The organism is bacterium SCSIO 12696, assembly GCA_024397955.1.
In the GTDB taxonomy this organism is placed as follows: Bacteria; Pseudomonadota; Gammaproteobacteria; order Pseudomonadales; family Porticoccaceae; genus SCSIO-12696.
Genome location: CP073744.1, coordinates 2,650,966 through 2,667,083, shown reverse-complemented (window position 1 = coordinate 2,667,083; position 16,118 = coordinate 2,650,966). Strand labels below are relative to the sequence as shown.

Genomic DNA, 16,118 nt, shown 5'->3' with positions numbered 1-16,118 from the left:
TTAATCATTGGCCCCGAGTTTCGCTTTGTTGCACCCGGGCTACACTTCTAAAAAAACGCTTCGCTAGAGGACAATAAAAACCTCAAGGAGATAGCTATGAAAGACTTGGACGACCATAAAAAGATTGCTGTACTGATTGATGCCGATAATGCGCAGCACACCAAAATTAAGGCCATTCTGAATGAAATTTCAGCTCACGGGCATTTACTGATCAAAAGAGCTTACGGCGATTGGTCCAGCGACAATTTGAAAAACTGGAAAAAGTCCCTCAACGAGCTGGCTATTCAGCCAATCCAGCAATTTGCCTACACCACCGGGAAAAACTCCACAGACGCGTCAATGATTATCGACGCCATGGACTTACTTTATTCCAATAAGTTTGATGCCTTTGCACTGGTATCCAGCGACAGTGATTTCACCAAGCTGGCTTCTCGACTCAGGGAATCTGAAATATTTGTGTTTGGCGTTGGCCAGAAGAAGACACCGATTTCTTTCCGCAATGCCTGCGACAATTTCCTTTACACAGAAAACCTGAATGTAGAAATTACCAAGCCGAAAAAAACTATCACAGCAAACAAAGCCTTAGAACTTATACCTTCCTTAAGCAAGGCTTGGGAGAAATATCAAGACGATGAAGGTTGGGCTATGGTTTCCAATGCAGGCAGTTTTGTGAAAAGAGCTAACCCGGACTTTGATCCAAGAACTTATGGCGCAGCCAAGTTTTCCGATATTATTTCAAGTCTTGCCGATAACTTTGAAATCAAAAAGGCCAAAGGCCGAGGAAATACCGTTATTTATCGAGTAAAGGAATAAGCCGCCAGCTGCTTATTGGTTGAAACCGTAGCCTAAGTGCAGCAAAGCGGAATATGGAAACGAACAACGAAGGCCGAACAAGTATTGGCCCCGAGTTTCGCTTCGCTTTCTCTCAATAATAGGAACGAGCTACGCTAAATACTTACTGTGAAACGCGATATGTTCGCCAATAAACGAGGCGATAAAAAAGTAACTGTGGTCGTAACCGGGCTGCATACGAGTTTCCATGGGGTAGCCCGCCTGCTCAGAGGCCTCAATCAGCAACGGCGTTTTTAACTGTTCTTCCAAAAAGTTATCTGCTGTTCCCTGATCCACCAAAATCGGCAGCCGTTCCGTAGCCTGTTTAACCAGCGCCACTGTATCGTGGCGTTGCCAGCTCGCTTGGTCTGAGCCTAAATAGTTGCCCAGCGCCTTTTGCCCCCAAGGGCAATTGATCGGCGAGCAAATGGGTGAGAACGCCGATATCGAGCGGTAACGGTTGGGGTTATTTAAGGCAATGGTCAGAGCCCCGTGCCCGCCCATGGAATGCCCCATAATGCCGACGCGATTGCCATCCACCGGAAGCTCCCGGTTCACCAGCGCCGGCAATTCATCCACCACGTAATCGTACATACGGTAGTGCCGAGCCCAGGGCTCTTCGGTGGCGTTTACATAAAATCCCGCCCCCAAGCCAAAGTCGTAAGCGCCGTCCGGGTCATCGGCCACTCCATCGCCGCGAGGGCTGGTATCCGGGACCACAATCGCCACACCGTATTGAGCCGCGTACTGCTGGGCGCCAGCCTTGGTAACAAAATTTTCATCGGTACAGGTTAAACCGGACAGCCAGTAGATAACTGGCACACTGCCCTGCTCTGCCTGGGGTGGCAGGTAGATGGAAAACGTCATCTCGCAATTCAGAGATTTAGAGTTGTGCTGGTAGCGTAACTGGCGGCCGCCGAAGGATTTGTATTCGCTGATTTTTTTCATCATTTGATCAGTTTGTAGGGTGCTTTCTTTAGGTGGGTCAGCGCAGCGTAATCCACCGGAATTGTTTTGGTATTTGGTGAATTACGCCTTTAGCTTGTTGGAAAAATCAGTACATCACCACCGACCGAATACTCTCACCCTTATGCATTAAATCAAACGCATTATTGATGTCACTCAGCGGCATGGTGTGGGTAATCAAATCGTCGATATTGATCTTGCCTTCCATGTACCAGTCGACAATTTTTGGTACATCGGTGCGACCCCTGGCACCACCAAAAGCGGTGCCGCGCCAGGAGCGGCCGGTCACCAGCTGGAACGGGCGAGTGGCAATTTCCTGCCCGGCACCGGCCACACCAATGATGCAGCTTTGACCCCAGCCTTTGTGGCAGCACTCCAGCGCCTGGCGCATCACATTTACATTGCCAATGCACTCAAAGCTGTAGTCCACACCGCCCCCGGTGATTTCAACCAAATGATCAACTACATCATCCACTTCCGATGGATCAACAAAGTCAGTCATGCCAAATTTTTTCGCCAGTGCCACCTTCGACGGATTCAGGTCGACACCAATAATCCGCGTCGCGCCCACCATTTTTGCACCCTGAATCACATTCAGGCCGATACCACCCAACCCGAAAACCGCGACCGTAGAGCCGGGCTCCACGCCCATGGTAAATGCCACCGCGCCTATACCGGTGGTGACGCCGCAGCCGATATAGCAGATTTTGTCGAAGGGCGCGTCCTCGCGCACTTTGGCCACGGCAATCTCTGGCAGCACAGTAAAGTTGGAGAAGGTGGAGCAGCCCATGTAATGAAGGATGGGTTCACCGTCGAGAGAAAAGCGGCTGGAACCATCGGGCATCAGGCCCTGCCCCTGTGTAGAGCGAATCGCCTGGCAAAGATTGGTTTTGGGGTGCAAACAAAAATCGCACTCCCGGCACTCTGGCGTGTACAGGGGAATGACATGGTCACCGGGTTTAACACTGGTCACACCGGGGCCAACATCTCGAACGATGCCAGCGCCTTCGTGGCCAAGGATAGCGGGGAAAGCCCCTTCCGGGTCATCGCCAGACAGAGTAAAGGCATCGGTATGGCACACCCCAGTGGCCATAATTTCCACCAACACCTCTCCTTGTTTTGGCCCCTCGAGATCAACGTCGACAATTTCCAGTGGCTTGCCAGCGGCAAAGGCCACTGCGGCTTTGGTTTTCATCTTCTTATTCTCCCGTCAACGAAAAGCAAAAGGATGCGCCGAACCTAAGACAGTATCAAGAGCGCTATTCAAAATAGTGACATTTTCGTGAGAGCAAGGCGGCAATGCGCGCAGGCCCGCAGTGTATATCTAATACATGGGGAGTCGAGCACATTGCCAACGCAGCTATCGCGGAAATGGGGCATTTTGAAAAGCGCTTTTAAGATTTTTTGGCCGCCATCATCTGCGCCAACCCCTCCCCCATCACCGACGCGCCGCCCAGTGACCAGCCTCCATCCACCGGCAATACCACGCCACTGATATAACTGGCCTGCTCAGAGGCCACAAACAGCGCTGCATTGGCCATATCCTCGCAACTGCCTTGGCGTTTCAGGGGCACAGACTGTGTTACGGCCTGCTGAATCTCCGGCGTGGGCGCCAAACGCTTCATGCCTTCTGTACCGGCAATAGGGCCCGGCACCAAGGAATTTACCCGCACACCAGCCGGCCCCCACTCCATTGCCAGGGTGCGCGTCACCATATCCACCCCGGCCTTGGCGGCGCACACGTGAGCCTGCATCTGCATGGGCAAAAACGCTTGGGGCGCAGAAATATTAATCACCGCCGCACCGGGTTTGCGCAGCAGTTCATAAGCAGAACGCAAGACGTTAAAGGTGCCGTTCAAATCGATATCCACCACCACCTTAAATGCCGCGGATGACATCTCATTTCCTGCAGCGGGAAAATTGCCAGCAGCACCAGACACCAGCACATCAATATCGCCCAGCTGTTCGTGCGCCTGTTGTAAGGCTTTTTGAACCTGCTTGTACTCGCGCACATCAGCGCTAAAGCCTACCGCTTCTGCACCGAGTCCTTGCAACTCCGCAACCGCCCCGTCCACCTTGCCCTGATCGCGGCTGAATACCGCCAACCGGGCGCCCGCCTGGGCAAAGCCCCTGGCAATACCCAAATTAATACCACTGGTGCCGCCGACAACAAAAACCGTTTTGCCTTGATAGTTAAAACTGGTAGACATTTTTGTGCTCTCCATTGAGATGGCCGAATCAATACATGGAATGAGTATTACCGGCCAAGGGACTGTTGTATAGTTTGGCTACTAAAACAACTATGACTGTGCAGTCCTTCCAGCCATAAAATGCGAGGCAGTGATTGTGACCCGGTTACTTAATAATGCTTATAGAATAGCGAGCCTAGCTATTTTTGTTGTGTGTATGACAAGCTGTTCCCATACAAACAAGACTAATTGGCAATCACTGTTTGATGGCTCAAGTACTTCTGGTTGGACACAAAGCGGAGAAGCAATCTGGTCTGTCAATAATGGCGAATTGGCTGTCTTACCCAGTGAGCCAAACGGCTATTTGGTCACCGAAAGAACATTTGCCAACTTCCAACTAACACTGGAATTCTGGCCAGACGCTCAAGTAAATTCAGGAGTTTTTATTCGCTGCCCAGATAATAAAAAGATAGCCGCAGGCACTTGTTACGAAATGAATATCTGGGACAACCACCCAAACCAGTCCTATCGCACTGGCGCAATCGTCAAATATCAGAAGCCGCTGGCTCAGGTGAATACCATTGGCAAGTGGAACAGGTACGAAATAACCGCTGTAGATAATGTGATTACCGTCAAAATAAACGGCGTTGTGACTGGTCAGTTAAAAGACGATTATTTGAACCAGGGATATATTGCCTTGCAGCGTTTTAATGGTGGGTTGATTAAGTTTAGAAATATTAAGATCAAGGAAATTTAATTAAGCCAAGTGTGTATAAGCCGTTGGCTCTACCTCATGCCCACGAAGGCATATGGAACACAAAGGTTCACAAGTGAAATTTCTTACGACACTCCTATGCTTTTTAATGCTTTATGGCTGTTCAGAAAATGAGCTAGAGAATGCCAGCGCATCCTATAAATCAAATCATGACTATGAAAGCCTCGCAAAGATTCATGCAAGTTTGACTGAAGGAATGAGAAAGTCCGACGTAGAAATGCTATTAGGAGAATCGGACTATTCACCTATTGAAGGTCAATATTACTATTCTTCGGATCGCTACAGCCCAATTGAAGGCTCAGGCAATCCACCAACAACAGCAAATGTAGGCTTGATAGTTGAATATAGAATTACAGAATACCCTGGAGATGGAACGATTAAATCAATACTCACAGATCGTTTACAAGGCTATTACTTTGGGCCAATTGGAGAATGAAGCGCGTGAAAAATTTATCTTTCCTGCCAATGATTTTCTTAGCGTTGGCAGCTTCAAACAGCTCAGCACAAGACAAAGAAATCTCACTGCAAAATCTAAATGATGAATTAAGCTTTATTAATGCTTTAGGCCCTCCAGAGCGAACAGAACAAGGCTTTTTGCCAGCACCAAATAGCCATAGAGGCGAGCAAATCGGATCTACACTTTTCTATGATGGTTTAACTGTATTTTTTCACTACGATCAAATAGCGACAATAGAGATAACCGACCCAAAATACTCATTAATCCCGGAAAAGACTGTAGGAACAACCACCAATTTTCCAAATAAAGAGCGGCATGTTAATTTTGGTGATTGCCAATACACAGAATCGATTAAAAGCGGAGTGATAACTAAATTGCGCTTAATATGTCCAATATAAGCGCTAACATTTCACGGCCTGAAGGCCGTGAACTTCACCCACTGAGCGTATTCTTCTACCGGTTATGCCGATGCTCAATCAACTGCTCTACTACCGACGGGTCGGCTAGCGTTGAGGTATCCCCCAAACTATCAATTTCATTGCCTGCAATTTTGCGCAGGATACGACGCATTATTTTCCCGGAGCGGGTTTTCGGCAAACCCGGCGCCCACTGAATAATATCCGGCTTGGCGATGGGGCCGATTTCTTGTACACACAGGGCCGTTAATTGCTCAAGCAATTCTTCGCTGGGCTCTACCCCCACCATTGGTGTCACATAGGCGTAGATGCCCTGCCCTTTAATATCGTGGTTGTAACCCACCACGGCGGCTTCGGCGATATCGTCGTGCAGTACCAAAGCACTTTCCACTTCGGCAGTGCCCATGCGGTGGCCGGATACATTGAGCACGTCGTCTACTCGGCCAGTAATCCAGTAGTATCCGTCTTCGTCACGGCGGGCACCGTCACCGGTAAAGTAATAGCCGGGGAAGGTAGAAAAATAGGTGTCAATCAAACGCTGGTGATCACCGTATACAGTGCGAATCTGGCTGGGCCAGGAGCGTTTAATAGCCAGAACACCCTCGGCAGCGCCATCCAGCTCATTGCCATTTTCGTCGAGTATGACTGGCTCCACGCCAAAGAACGGCCGCGTGGCAGAACCCGGTTTTAGCGCAGTAGCCCCAGGCAGTGGAGTCAGCATATGAGCACCGGTTTCGGTTTGCCACCAGGTGTCCACAATGGGGCAGCGCTCTTCGCCGACTACTTTGTGGTACCACTCCCACGCTTCCGGATTGATGGGTTCGCCCACAGTACCCAGTAATTTTAATGAGCTGCGATTGGTGCGAGTAACAAAATCATCCCCTGCACCCTGCAACGCTCGGATAGCGGTAGGTGCGGTGTAAAAGGTATTTACCTGATGTTTATCGATAACCTGCCAAAAACGGGAAGCATCCGGGTAAGTGGGCACGCCCTCAAACATCAAGGTAATAGCACCGTTACACAGCGGACCATAGATAATATAGCTGTGGCCAGTCACCCAACCCACATCGGCGGTACACCAATAGACATCGCCTTCCTGGTAATCGAATACGTACTTGTGAGTCATGGCCGCCTGCAACAGATAGCCACCAGTGGTGTGCAGCACCCCTTTGGGTTTGCCGGTGGAACCCGAGGTGTAGAGGATAAACAGCGGGTCTTCGGAGTCCATCACTTCTGGCCGGCAATGGGCTTCCACCTCGGCAGTTGCTTGGTGGTACCAGATATCGCGGCCTTCATTCCAGGCTATATCGCCACCGGTACGACGCACCACCACACAGCTGTGTACGTCAGGACAGTTAGCCAGAGCCGCATCCGTGTTCGCCTTCAAGGGAATGGCTTTGCCACCGCGCACACCTTCGTCCGCTGTAATCACAAGGCGGCAGTCGGAATCGAGAATGCGGTCTTTCAGTGCTTCCGGTGAAAAGCCGCCAAACACCACCGAATGCACCGCGCCAATACGTGCACAGGCCAGCATGGCATAGGCAGCCTCGGGGATCATTGGCATGTAAATGCAAACCCGGTCGCCCTTTTTCACACCACGAGCTTTAAGCACATTGGCCAGGCGGCAGACTTGCTGGTGCAGTTCCAAATAAGTGATGTGCTGACTGTCTTCTGGGTTATCGCCTTCCCAGATAATAGCGGTTTGATCGCCACGATCGTTCAAATGGCGGTCAATACAGTTGCTGGCCACGTTGAGCTTGCCACCATCAAACCACTTGGCCTCGCCCTTGGACAAATCGTATTGGCTGACCGTCTGCCATGGCTGGTGCCACTGCAAAAATTGCCGAGCCTGCTCACCCCAAAACCCATCTGGATCATCCAGAGATTGTCGATACATTGCTTGGTAAGTAGCATCGTCGATATGGGCACGCTGTTTCCAGGCTTCGCTAACGGAGTGAGTGGGGAATTCGTGCATAAATATTCTCTGTGGTTGGCAATCGCAAAGACCGCAAGATACTGCAGTTTTGGGCGGCAAGTAAAATGGTTTACTCCCAAGATTGTACTGGTCGTTAAAACACATCCAAGCAGTTCAACAACCGCTTTTTAAAGTGACACAAAGCTACCTTCTGCCCCTGAAAAGCAACCAGTAATCGCCACTTTGGTCATTTAAAACCGTAGCTAATCACAAGCCGCTCCACTACAGCCTGGAAATAAAGTTAATAAAAATCAAAATCTTAAAGATATAACTCGATTATCAGCTGGCGCTTATCCCTACACACTCATCTAAGCAAAAAGTATGAACCAAACTTCTATAACGACGTACTAAAAGGCTGCCACTACAATAATTCCACAAAGGGTACGGCCATGACCAAAACCAAAAGTTACCGGTTACGCATTATCGCCGGCATCAGCTTCTTCCTGTTTCTTGCCACCGCGTTGTTTATCGCCTTATTTCAAAGCCACTCCCTCGCTTACAACGATCACTACCACCGGGTACTCACGTCATTAACCCAACTGGAGCAAGCAAGCCAACGGCTCGAGCAACGGGGCGCTTATTACCTGGAAAACGCACCCAGGGACTTTGAAAGCTACTTCCGCGATGTACAGGTGTATTACAAAAACATGCAAAGCGATCTGCAACAGTTTGAGGCGGTGTTGACGGAACTGGAGCAGGAACAGGTCAATTATCAAAGCGGCTTACACACCATTGGCACGCTGGGGCTGCTGTCACAGCAGACTGAAGACACCGCGTTTGTCGAAGATATCCGCAATACCTGGAAGGGTTTTAAAGCAGGGGTTACAGACAAATTAGGCAGCAATGAAAAAGAACCTCGCCTGGAATGGGGAGCAGAGTTTTTGGTGGAACAGGGGCCGATCTTGAGCCGTCAAATCACCACTCTGAACGATAACCATCGAGTTCAGCTGGAGCACAATCAGCAGCTCAGTCAGTTGATTCTCAACAGCTCGTTGATCGTATCCGGTATTTTTGGGCTAATCGCCGTCGTCTGGTTTTTTTACTCAATTATTATGCGAGTGAGTCGAGCAGCAGAAGCCTGCCAACGAGTGGCCAACGGCGATTTTGGTTATAAGATAAACAACAAAAGCCGAGATGAAATTGGCTTATTGATCGACGCATTTAATCAGCTGTCCAATCGTTCCCGCCTGGTACTTAATATCCTGGGTGGCATGAGCAGTGCCAAGAATCTCAGCCAGGCGCTGGAGCTATTAAGCACGGAGAGTCAGGCTTTCTTCCATGCTGACTTTACCGGGTTACTGTTGCCATCGGCGGACCGACAATCCCTTTACCTGTGTGGCGCATCCCCCCAGGGCATTTTTGAGCAAATATCTCACAAGACCATTCCGATGAACCACAACCACGGCATCGCCAGAGATATCCGCCAGGCATTTCGCGAGAAGCAGCCCTGGCGCATTGGTGAGATTCGCCTCTACTCCGTGCGCAATGCCAATGCCGGGCTATTGCGAGACACCAGCCGAGCCACCGGTTGTGTAGAAGCGGTAGGAATTCCACTGATGATTGATAACAAAGCGTTTGGCATGCTGGTGTTTGCCAGCCACGACAAAAACAGCTTTCAAAACGACAAAGTGGCGTTATTTAACAACCTGGGCACCAGCATCGCCGACGGCCTAAGCCGGATTCGCAGCTCTACTGAGCGCGCACCCTTGAAAAAAGCGGGCTGAATAAGTTCGAGCGGGGCTACGCCACCTGAACGGGAATAGTGTTGGCAGTGCGCTCGACGTTGTTGAGCTCGTCCAGATAGATCAGGCGGGGCTTGAAGTTGGCTAGCTCCGCCTCTTCGTAGTGGCCGTAGGCGGCGATGATAATGCGGTCGCCCACCTGCACTTTGCGAGCGGCAGCGCCATTCAGGGATATGGTCTTGGAGCCGGGTTCAGCCAGAATCACATAGGTGGCAAAGCGCTCGCCATTGCTGACGTTGTAGATTTCGATGTATTCAAACTCGCGCAAGCCGGCCAGCTTGACCAGTTCCTGATCAATGGCGCAGGAGCCGTCGTACCAAAGCTCTGCCTGGGTGACGGTGGCCATGTGCAACTTGCACTTCAACATCTTGCTTTGCATTACATATACCCGGAATACTCAAGGGGGCGACATTATACCGTCGCCAACAGATAGTGCCACCTTGAATGGTGTATGAAGTCGTCATTGCGAAGGAGCGTAGCGACTGCGGCAATCCTTTAAAGTTGGTAGCGTGCTGATGGAGATTGCCGCGCTGCGCTCGCAATGACAGTGATATAAAGGCTCGCGATAACGGTGAGTTTCTACAAACTCACCGTCACATTATCAATCAAGCGGGCATTGCGGGCATACATGGCGCCGAGAATCACAATTTCGGTATCGTCGCAGGCCGCCGGCTCCAGAGTTCGAGCGTGGCGAATGGAGATATAGTCAGGCTGAAAACCCTGCTCAGCAATGCAGTGTCTGGCCTGCTCTTGCAGTTGCACAAAGTCCCGTTCACCGCTGACGATCTGTTCACTGATCCAGCAAAGAGTGCGGTACAGCACATTGGCTTTGGGGCGTTCGTCCTCGCCGATAAAACTGTTTCGAGAACTCAGCGCCAAGCCGTCGTGATCCCGTGCGATGGGCGCAGCCACCACTTTCACGGGAATGCATAAGTCTTCGGTCATACGGCGAATCACAGCCAGTTGCTGGTAGTCCTTGATACCAAACACCGCCTCATCTGGCTGCACGATATGAAACAGCTTGGACACCACCGTGGTCACCCCTTCAAAGTGCCCAGGGCGGCTGGCACCGCAGAGAATATCGGTCATGGTGGGCACCACCACACGGGTTTGATCCGCCATGCCGTTGGGGTAAATTTCGGCCTCTGTGGGATTAAACAAGTAATCACAGCCCACGGATTCCAGTTTTTGAGCGTCGCTTTCCAAGGTGCGAGGGTAGGTTTCCCAATCTTCGTTTAAACCAAACTGCAGCGGATTCACAAAAATGCTCACCACCACCACATCGCAGGTCTGCCGCGCTTGTTTTACCAGTTGCAGATGGCCTTCATGAAGGTTGCCCATGGTGGGCACAAAGCCAATACGCTTGCTGTTGCGACGGTCACTAAGCACAGCATCGCGGATGCCTTGAACGGTGTGGAATAGTTTCATGGTCAGGTAGTTGTAGAGTGAATCAGTACTCATCGGCGGAGAAATAGTCTTCCGCCAAGTCTTCGAACCGGGTGTATTTACCCAGGAACGCCAGCCGGACAGTGCCCAGCTCACCGTTACGATGCTTGCCGATAATCAATTCGCCAATGCCCTTGTCTGGGGAGTCTTCGTTGTACACCTCGTCACGGTACACAAACATGATAATGTCGGCGTCCTGCTCAATGGCACCGGATTCCCGCAGGTCGGAGTTCACCGGGCGTTTGTTGGGGCGCTGTTCCACATTCCGGCTCAGCTGCGACAGCGCAATAACCGGGCATTTGAACTCCCTGGCGATGCCCTTGAGTTCACGAGAAATTTGCGACACTTCCTGAGTTCGGCTCTCCGCAGGCACACTACCGCTCATCAGCTGAATGTAGTCCACCATAATCAGGGCGGGATTACATTCTTTGTCCAGCTTGTCGCCATCCCAGTTGGCGTGTTGTTTTTTCACGGCCTCCCGCTGGCTGCGGGTCAGCTCGCGAATGCGGTTGCGCATTTGTATGGGGGTAATGCCGGGCGTGTCGTCGATAAACAGTGGCCGCCCTTTCAAGCGCTTAGCCGCGTTGCTAAGCCTTGGCCAGTCGTCTTCACTTAGCTGACCATCGCGCATCTTTTTAGAATCAATTTTGCCCGTGGACGACAGAATCCGCGTCATCAGATGGCTGGCTGGCATCTCCAGGCTGAACACCAATACCGGGCGTTCCTGGTGCAGCACAGCGTGCTCCACCATATTCATGGCGACGGTGGTTTTACCCATGGAGGGGCGGCCAGCAACGATAATCAAATCCGAGGTTTGCAGACCGGAGGTAATGTCATTGAGCTTTCGAAAGCCGGTTGCCAAACCGGTAATGTCGCTATCGCTGTTAAACAGCTCCTCCAGTTTATCGATAGCGTCTTTGAGCAGGCTATCAACATTTTCAAAGCCCCCTTCGCTGGGGCGGCTTTCAATAATTTCGTTGAGCTTGCGCTCGGCTTCCGCCAGTAGTCGGCTGCTGTCCCAGCCAGACGGCTGATAGCCGCGCTTTACAATATCACTGGAGGCATTGATAAGCTGGCGAACAATGGAGCGTTCCAGCACGATTTGCGCGTAAGCGGCCACGTTGGCGGAACTGGGGGTATTGGCGGCAATGTCCGCCAGGTAGACCATACCGCCCACCTGATCCAGCTCTTGATTGGTGTCCAGCAATTCAGACAGGGTGACCGGATCCAGTGGCTTTTCCTGCTCGCTGAGCTGGCGCATGGCCGCAAAAATTACCCGGTGGTCGTGGCTGTAGAAGTCGTTTTCGGCCACGATGGCAGCCACACCATCAAAGCCCTCGTTGGCGATCATCAGGCCGCCCAGCACCGCCTGTTCCGCCTCAATGGAATGGGGCAGAGTCTGGCCCCGCACATCGCGGGTGTCTTCGATATCAACCACTTCGTTCATAACATCAGATGACGCAGCATATCTGTCACAGCGACTGTAGCGCCCTAGCCTTCAATAAAATACTAAGGCCTAAAGATTGCCACGTCGCCCTGCGACTCGCAATGACAGAGGCAACTATTTAAAGGGTGCCCATGAAACCACCCAAAACAAAAATGGCACCACCCAAACCTCACAGTTCAGGCAGTGCCACTTTTTGCGGGTTCATCACCCGCAAGCTACATCGGTTTGTGGCCGGGCAATTAGCCCTGAGCAACAACCGACAGCTTAATGGTGCGAGTTACTTCCGCGTGCAGTTGAATATCTACTTCGTATTCACCCACTTCGCGAATAGCACCTTCTGGCAAGCGAACTTCGCTCTTCACCACTTCGGCACCGGTAGACTCCAGAGCTTCAGCAATGGCATCGGTGCCGACAGAACCAAACAGCTTACCTTCGTCACCGGCGTTGGCTTCGATGGTAACAGCAGCATCGTCCAGTTTGGCAGCGCGCGCTTCGGCAGCAGCCAGAGCGTCAGCAGCGGCTTTTTCCAGATCAGCACGACGAGCTTCAAACTCGGCAATGTTGGCGTCGGTGGCAAAAACAGCTTTGCCGTTAGGGATCAGGTAGTTGCGGCCATAACCGGCTTTTACATTGACTTTGTCGCCAATGCTGCCCAGCTTGCCCACTTTTTCCAACAGGATTACTTCCATCTCGGTATCCTCTCAATCAATTCAGTACTAATGCGCCTTAGGAGCGATATAACGGCGCAAATCCACAAGGCTGTCGGTAAATGCAATTACCACCAGCATGGGTACAAACAGCGGCATCACCACTATTAGCCCCACATAAAACATAACCAGCGTTTGTACACCCAACCCTCGCTTGGCAACCAAGCAGTGCACCAAGCCAATGCCGGCAATTAACAACGGCAATGCCAGTACATTTATCCATAGCTGCCAGTGTTCATCCATCAGAGTGCAAGCTACTATCAGCCCCACCAGCGCTATGCCTTGTACCCGGCTAAAACGCAGGTGGTGGAATTCCTGTTTAAACCCACCGGGGTTATACAGCGCAGCTTGGCAATACCTGGCAAGCAGCAAACAAACCACCAATACTTCCGAGGCTGCAGAGGCAAATACGGCCTGCACATCCATGGTGCTGTATTGGTCAAACAGGGTGAACAGCGGTATCGGCTCTTCTGTTTGCAGCATGTTCTTGTAGGCTTCACTGAAGTGGAGTTTGTATTGCTCCACTATCTCTGCCGCACTTGGCATTAGCCAAAATGCGCAGCTTAAGCCTGCAACGGTAATCAGTGCCTTTGGCCAGGATTGTGTAAGCCTTAACACCGCCGCTGTTATCAGCAACTGGACGCTAAGCCCAACAACAAACACCAAGGCTGCTTGCGATTCCAACGTAAACAGCCAGGGAATCAATCCCACCAGCAGAACCAGTCCGCCTTCCTGAAGTCCTTTTCTCAGTGTTACCAGCCCAACAACAAAAAAGCCGATAACGGGTATACACGCTACCGCAATCGCTTGAGCGCGCCCGCGCATAATTAATTCCGCCAAGGCGCGCACGACTGCGTTTTACTTCTTACTTGTGGCTATCGGTATACGGCAGCAGTGCCAGGTAGCGAGCACGCTTAACGGCGCTGGCCAATTGGCGCTGGTATTTCGCTTTGGTGCCGGTAATACGGCTCGGTACGATTTTGCCGGTTTCGGTAACGTAAGCTTTCAGGGTTTCCAGATCTTTGTAATCGATCTCGGTAACGCCTTCGGCGGTGAAGCGGCAAAATTTGCGACGACGACTAAAACGTGACATGGCTTATTCCCCTTCACCAGTGGTTTCTTCAGCAGCTTCCGCTGCGGGCTCAGCGGCTTTTTCCGCTTCGGCTTTGGCAGCTTCCTGAGCTTGACGCTCTTCACGACGGCGTTCACGGCTCTCGCGCTCGGCTTTCTCGGCGCGCTCCGCTTGCATAATGGAAGAGTCTTCGGTGATTGGCTGATCGCGCTTAATCACCAGGTTGCGCAATACCGCATCGTTGTAACGGAAGTTGAAGGTCATTTCGTCCAGCACTTCCTGCGGGCATTCAATGTTCATCAGAACATAGTGCGCTTTGTGGATTTTGTTGATGGGGTAAGCCAGTTGGCGACGGCCCCAATCTTCCAACCGGTGAACGCTGCCGTCGGCGTCTTTAATCGCCTTGGTGTAACGCTCAATCATAGCCGGAACCTGTTCACTTTGGTCCGGATGGACCATGAACACGACTTCGTAATGTCTCATTGTAACTCCTTACGGATTAAAACAGCCGCCTACCATTCGTTGTAGTGCGGCAAGGAGACCCGGAATTGACACTCGATACACGAGCACTACCCCTCCGGGAGCAGGGGGCGCAGAATTATAGGGAGGTCGCAGGGGGGATGCAAGGGCTTAAAGCAGGGTTAATCTTCCCGTAAACGCCCAACTCTGGGGCGCTTACGGCGGTTCTCCACCATCAAATGAAACACACTGGGAATATTGCAACGCCATTCCTTGAGCATAAAGGTAATGATGACTTCTTCTATAGCCACCCAAACGTGCAACAGCACCACCACCCGAAACGGCCAAGAAGAGTCTTCAAACAGGGTGAGCCAGAAAAACGCCGGCGCCAGCAGCAACGCCGCACCTTTGGCAGCCCAAGTGTGGTAGCTGGGAAAACAACCAAAGCGCGCCAGGCAAACAATGATGGGGGGCACATTGGCGACAATGGCTAGCAACACGAACCAGCGTTCACTGTGAAACTGATCTGGCCACGCCCACATCAAACCAAATGCCATGGCACCGTAGGTGAGCACGTCGGCCCAGGTATCCAGCTTGGCACCCAGCTCAGTGGTTTGCCCCAGGGTGCGCGCCAAAAAACCATCAAAACAGTCGGTCAGCAGCGACACTGCCAACAACAGCAAAAACGTACTGCCATCACCACGCCACGCCAGCCACAACAGCACGGGCACCATAAACAGCCGGGTGAGGCTGAGAATGTTGGGAATGGAAAAAATTTTTTCCTTGGTAAAAGTCTCCATGTTGTTGTTATACCACGGCTTTCTGAATCGTTGAAAGGTACGCAGAGTCATTTGGTGGTGATATTTTCACCAGCTGTCTGCGCGCATTTTTCACCGCTTGCTCTAGAAAGGAAGCCAATACACAATAGCCGACTGTTCGTTTTTGGAATGACCCGTCAGTGATCGACACCCTGCGCCACTATGAAACCCCCGAAGGCATCGAATTAAAACTGCCCCTGGCCGGGCCAGCGGTACGTGCCAGCGCCTGGCTGATCGACCTGCTGATTCGCAGCGCCGTCTATTTAATCGCTTCCTGGATCTTCGCCTGGCTCGGCAAAGTCGGCACCGGCATTATTCTGCTGCTGGTGTTCTTGTTGGAATGGTTTTATCCAGTGGTATTCGAAGCCACTCGCGGCGCGACCCCGGGCAAAAAGGTGATGGGCTTGTTGGTGTGCCAAGACAACGGCACACCGCTAAGCTGGAGCGCATCACTACTGCGCAATCTGTTGCGCGTGGTGGACTTCCTGCCATTTATGTATGGCTTTGGGCTGTTGAGCACACTACTTAACCGGGATTTCAAGCGCCTGGGCGACTTGGCAGCAGGTACCGTGGTGGTATACGCACCGGAAAAAAATAATGAAAAGCCATTACCGCAACAAAAGGCATTACCACCGCCACACCCTCTGGATTTAAGTGAACAACAAGCTGTGACTAACTTTGCTGAACGCAGCAGCGGATTTTCTGATGCCCGCGCAAAAGAGCTGGCCACACTGCTGACCCCCATCACCCAGGCACCGGACGACAAAGCCACCGAAACCCTGTACGGCTATGCCCAATGGCTGCGCAAAGGGGGTTGA

Annotated in this window: 18 protein-coding genes; 6 read left to right on the top strand and 12 right to left on the bottom strand. The window is 51.6% G+C overall.

What is annotated here, in order from left to right; translation table 11 throughout:
• Window positions 1-96: 96 nt before the first annotated feature.
• Window positions 97-813: an NYN domain-containing protein gene (locus KFE80_12305; GenBank protein ID UTW45132.1), complete on the top strand. Its 717-nt coding sequence runs from the start codon at window positions 97-99 to the stop codon at window positions 811-813.
• Window positions 814-942: 129 nt separating this feature from the next.
• Here the strand turns inward: KFE80_12305 and fghA are convergent, their stop codons facing one another.
• From fghA to KFE80_12290, 3 genes are all read right to left on the bottom strand, one after another.
• Entirely contained in the window at window positions 943-1,779 is an 837-nt protein-coding gene (gene fghA / locus KFE80_12300) for an S-formylglutathione hydrolase (GenBank protein ID UTW46725.1), read from the bottom strand.
• 106 nt (window positions 1,780-1,885) lie between these two features.
• Window positions 1,886-2,992, bottom strand: coding sequence for an S-(hydroxymethyl)glutathione dehydrogenase/class III alcohol dehydrogenase (locus tag KFE80_12295; protein ID UTW45131.1), 1,107 nt, complete (start codon window positions 2,990-2,992; stop codon window positions 1,886-1,888).
• Between the two features lie 199 nt (window positions 2,993-3,191).
• A complete protein-coding gene (locus KFE80_12290) occupies window positions 3,192-4,007 on the bottom strand; it encodes an SDR family oxidoreductase (protein ID UTW45130.1) in 816 nt (271 codons plus the stop codon).
• Between the two features lie 136 nt (window positions 4,008-4,143).
• On the opposite strand from KFE80_12290, the gene KFE80_12285 reads away from it, so the two are divergent.
• The 3 genes from KFE80_12285 to KFE80_12275 are packed head-to-tail and all read left to right on the top strand — an operon-like array spanning window position 4,144 to window position 5,616.
• Window positions 4,144-4,743, top strand: coding sequence for a DUF1080 domain-containing protein (locus tag KFE80_12285; protein ID UTW45129.1), 600 nt, complete (start codon window positions 4,144-4,146; stop codon window positions 4,741-4,743).
• A 52-nt stretch (window positions 4,744-4,795) separates the two neighbouring features.
• Window positions 4,796-5,197 (top strand): hypothetical protein, encoded by a 402-nt coding sequence (locus KFE80_12280; protein ID UTW45128.1) that lies wholly within the window; start codon window positions 4,796-4,798, stop codon window positions 5,195-5,197.
• 5 nt (window positions 5,198-5,202) lie between these two features.
• Window positions 5,203-5,616: a hypothetical protein gene (locus KFE80_12275; protein UTW45127.1), complete on the top strand. Its 414-nt coding sequence runs from the start codon at window positions 5,203-5,205 to the stop codon at window positions 5,614-5,616.
• A gap of 55 nt (window positions 5,617-5,671) precedes the next feature.
• On the opposite strand, the gene acs is transcribed toward KFE80_12275, so the two are convergent.
• Entirely contained in the window at window positions 5,672-7,609 is a 1,938-nt protein-coding gene (gene acs, locus KFE80_12270) for an acetate--CoA ligase (protein UTW45126.1), read from the bottom strand.
• Between the two features lie 389 nt (window positions 7,610-7,998).
• Here acs and KFE80_12265 point away from each other — a divergent pair, with 389 nt between their 5' ends.
• Window positions 7,999-9,333 (top strand): HAMP domain-containing protein, encoded by a 1,335-nt coding sequence (locus KFE80_12265; GenBank protein ID UTW45125.1) that lies wholly within the window; start codon window positions 7,999-8,001, stop codon window positions 9,331-9,333.
• A gap of 16 nt (window positions 9,334-9,349) precedes the next feature.
• Here the strand turns inward: KFE80_12265 and KFE80_12260 are convergent, their stop codons facing one another.
• The 8 genes from KFE80_12260 to KFE80_12225 form a co-directional block, all read right to left on the bottom strand.
• Window positions 9,350-9,730 (bottom strand): aspartate 1-decarboxylase, encoded by a 381-nt coding sequence (locus tag KFE80_12260; GenBank protein ID UTW45124.1) that lies wholly within the window; start codon window positions 9,728-9,730, stop codon window positions 9,350-9,352.
• A 200-nt stretch (window positions 9,731-9,930) separates the two neighbouring features.
• Window positions 9,931-10,779: a pantoate--beta-alanine ligase gene (gene panC / locus KFE80_12255; GenBank protein ID UTW46724.1), complete on the bottom strand. Its 849-nt coding sequence runs from the start codon at window positions 10,777-10,779 to the stop codon at window positions 9,931-9,933.
• A 22-nt stretch (window positions 10,780-10,801) separates the two neighbouring features.
• Complete coding sequence (gene dnaB, locus KFE80_12250; protein UTW45123.1) at window positions 10,802-12,244, bottom strand: replicative DNA helicase; 1,443 nt, start codon at window positions 12,242-12,244, stop codon at window positions 10,802-10,804.
• A gap of 239 nt (window positions 12,245-12,483) precedes the next feature.
• Window positions 12,484-12,933: a 50S ribosomal protein L9 gene (rplI, locus tag KFE80_12245; protein ID UTW45122.1), complete on the bottom strand. Its 450-nt coding sequence runs from the start codon at window positions 12,931-12,933 to the stop codon at window positions 12,484-12,486.
• A 27-nt stretch (window positions 12,934-12,960) separates the two neighbouring features.
• Complete coding sequence (locus KFE80_12240; protein ID UTW45121.1) at window positions 12,961-13,776, bottom strand: hypothetical protein; 816 nt, start codon at window positions 13,774-13,776, stop codon at window positions 12,961-12,963.
• A gap of 40 nt (window positions 13,777-13,816) precedes the next feature.
• Complete coding sequence (rpsR, locus tag KFE80_12235) at window positions 13,817-14,044, bottom strand: 30S ribosomal protein S18 (protein ID UTW45120.1); 228 nt, start codon at window positions 14,042-14,044, stop codon at window positions 13,817-13,819.
• Between the two features lie 3 nt (window positions 14,045-14,047).
• Complete coding sequence (rpsF, locus tag KFE80_12230; protein UTW45119.1) at window positions 14,048-14,506, bottom strand: 30S ribosomal protein S6; 459 nt, start codon at window positions 14,504-14,506, stop codon at window positions 14,048-14,050.
• Between the two features lie 158 nt (window positions 14,507-14,664).
• Window positions 14,665-15,282, bottom strand: coding sequence for a CDP-alcohol phosphatidyltransferase family protein (locus KFE80_12225; protein UTW45118.1), 618 nt, complete (start codon window positions 15,280-15,282; stop codon window positions 14,665-14,667).
• 158 nt (window positions 15,283-15,440) lie between these two features.
• Here KFE80_12225 and KFE80_12220 point away from each other — a divergent pair, with 158 nt between their 5' ends.
• Complete coding sequence (locus tag KFE80_12220) at window positions 15,441-16,118, top strand: RDD family protein (GenBank protein UTW45117.1); 678 nt, start codon at window positions 15,441-15,443, stop codon at window positions 16,116-16,118.

Bases quoted from the DNA above. Each gene is read 5' to 3' on its own strand.
- rplI (UTW45122.1), bottom strand. From the start codon at position 12,933: ATGGAAGTAATCCTGTTGGAAAAAGTGGGCAAGCTGGGCAGCATTGGC.
- KFE80_12265 (UTW45125.1), top strand. From the start codon at position 7,999: ATGACCAAAACCAAAAGTTACCGGTTACGCATTATCGCCGGCATCAGC.
- fghA (UTW46725.1), bottom strand. From the start codon at position 1,779: ATGAAAAAAATCAGCGAATACAAATCCTTCGGCGGCCGCCAGTTACGC.
- KFE80_12290 (UTW45130.1), bottom strand. From the start codon at position 4,007: ATGTCTACCAGTTTTAACTATCAAGGCAAAACGGTTTTTGTTGTCGGC.
- rpsF (UTW45119.1), bottom strand. From the start codon at position 14,506: ATGAGACATTACGAAGTCGTGTTCATGGTCCATCCGGACCAAAGTGAA.
- KFE80_12260 (UTW45124.1), bottom strand. From the start codon at position 9,730: ATGCAAAGCAAGATGTTGAAGTGCAAGTTGCACATGGCCACCGTCACC.
- KFE80_12295 (UTW45131.1), bottom strand. From the start codon at position 2,992: ATGAAAACCAAAGCCGCAGTGGCCTTTGCCGCTGGCAAGCCACTGGAA.
- KFE80_12240 (UTW45121.1), bottom strand. From the start codon at position 13,776: ATGCGCGGGCGCGCTCAAGCGATTGCGGTAGCGTGTATACCCGTTATC.
- acs (UTW45126.1), bottom strand. From the start codon at position 7,609: ATGCACGAATTCCCCACTCACTCCGTTAGCGAAGCCTGGAAACAGCGT.
- KFE80_12225 (UTW45118.1), bottom strand. From the start codon at position 15,282: ATGGAGACTTTTACCAAGGAAAAAATTTTTTCCATTCCCAACATTCTC.
- KFE80_12305 (UTW45132.1), top strand. From the start codon at position 97: ATGAAAGACTTGGACGACCATAAAAAGATTGCTGTACTGATTGATGCC.
- dnaB (UTW45123.1), bottom strand. From the start codon at position 12,244: ATGAACGAAGTGGTTGATATCGAAGACACCCGCGATGTGCGGGGCCAG.
- KFE80_12280 (UTW45128.1), top strand. From the start codon at position 4,796: ATGGAACACAAAGGTTCACAAGTGAAATTTCTTACGACACTCCTATGC.
- rpsR (UTW45120.1), bottom strand. From the start codon at position 14,044: ATGTCACGTTTTAGTCGTCGTCGCAAATTTTGCCGCTTCACCGCCGAA.
- panC (UTW46724.1), bottom strand. From the start codon at position 10,779: ATGAAACTATTCCACACCGTTCAAGGCATCCGCGATGCTGTGCTTAGT.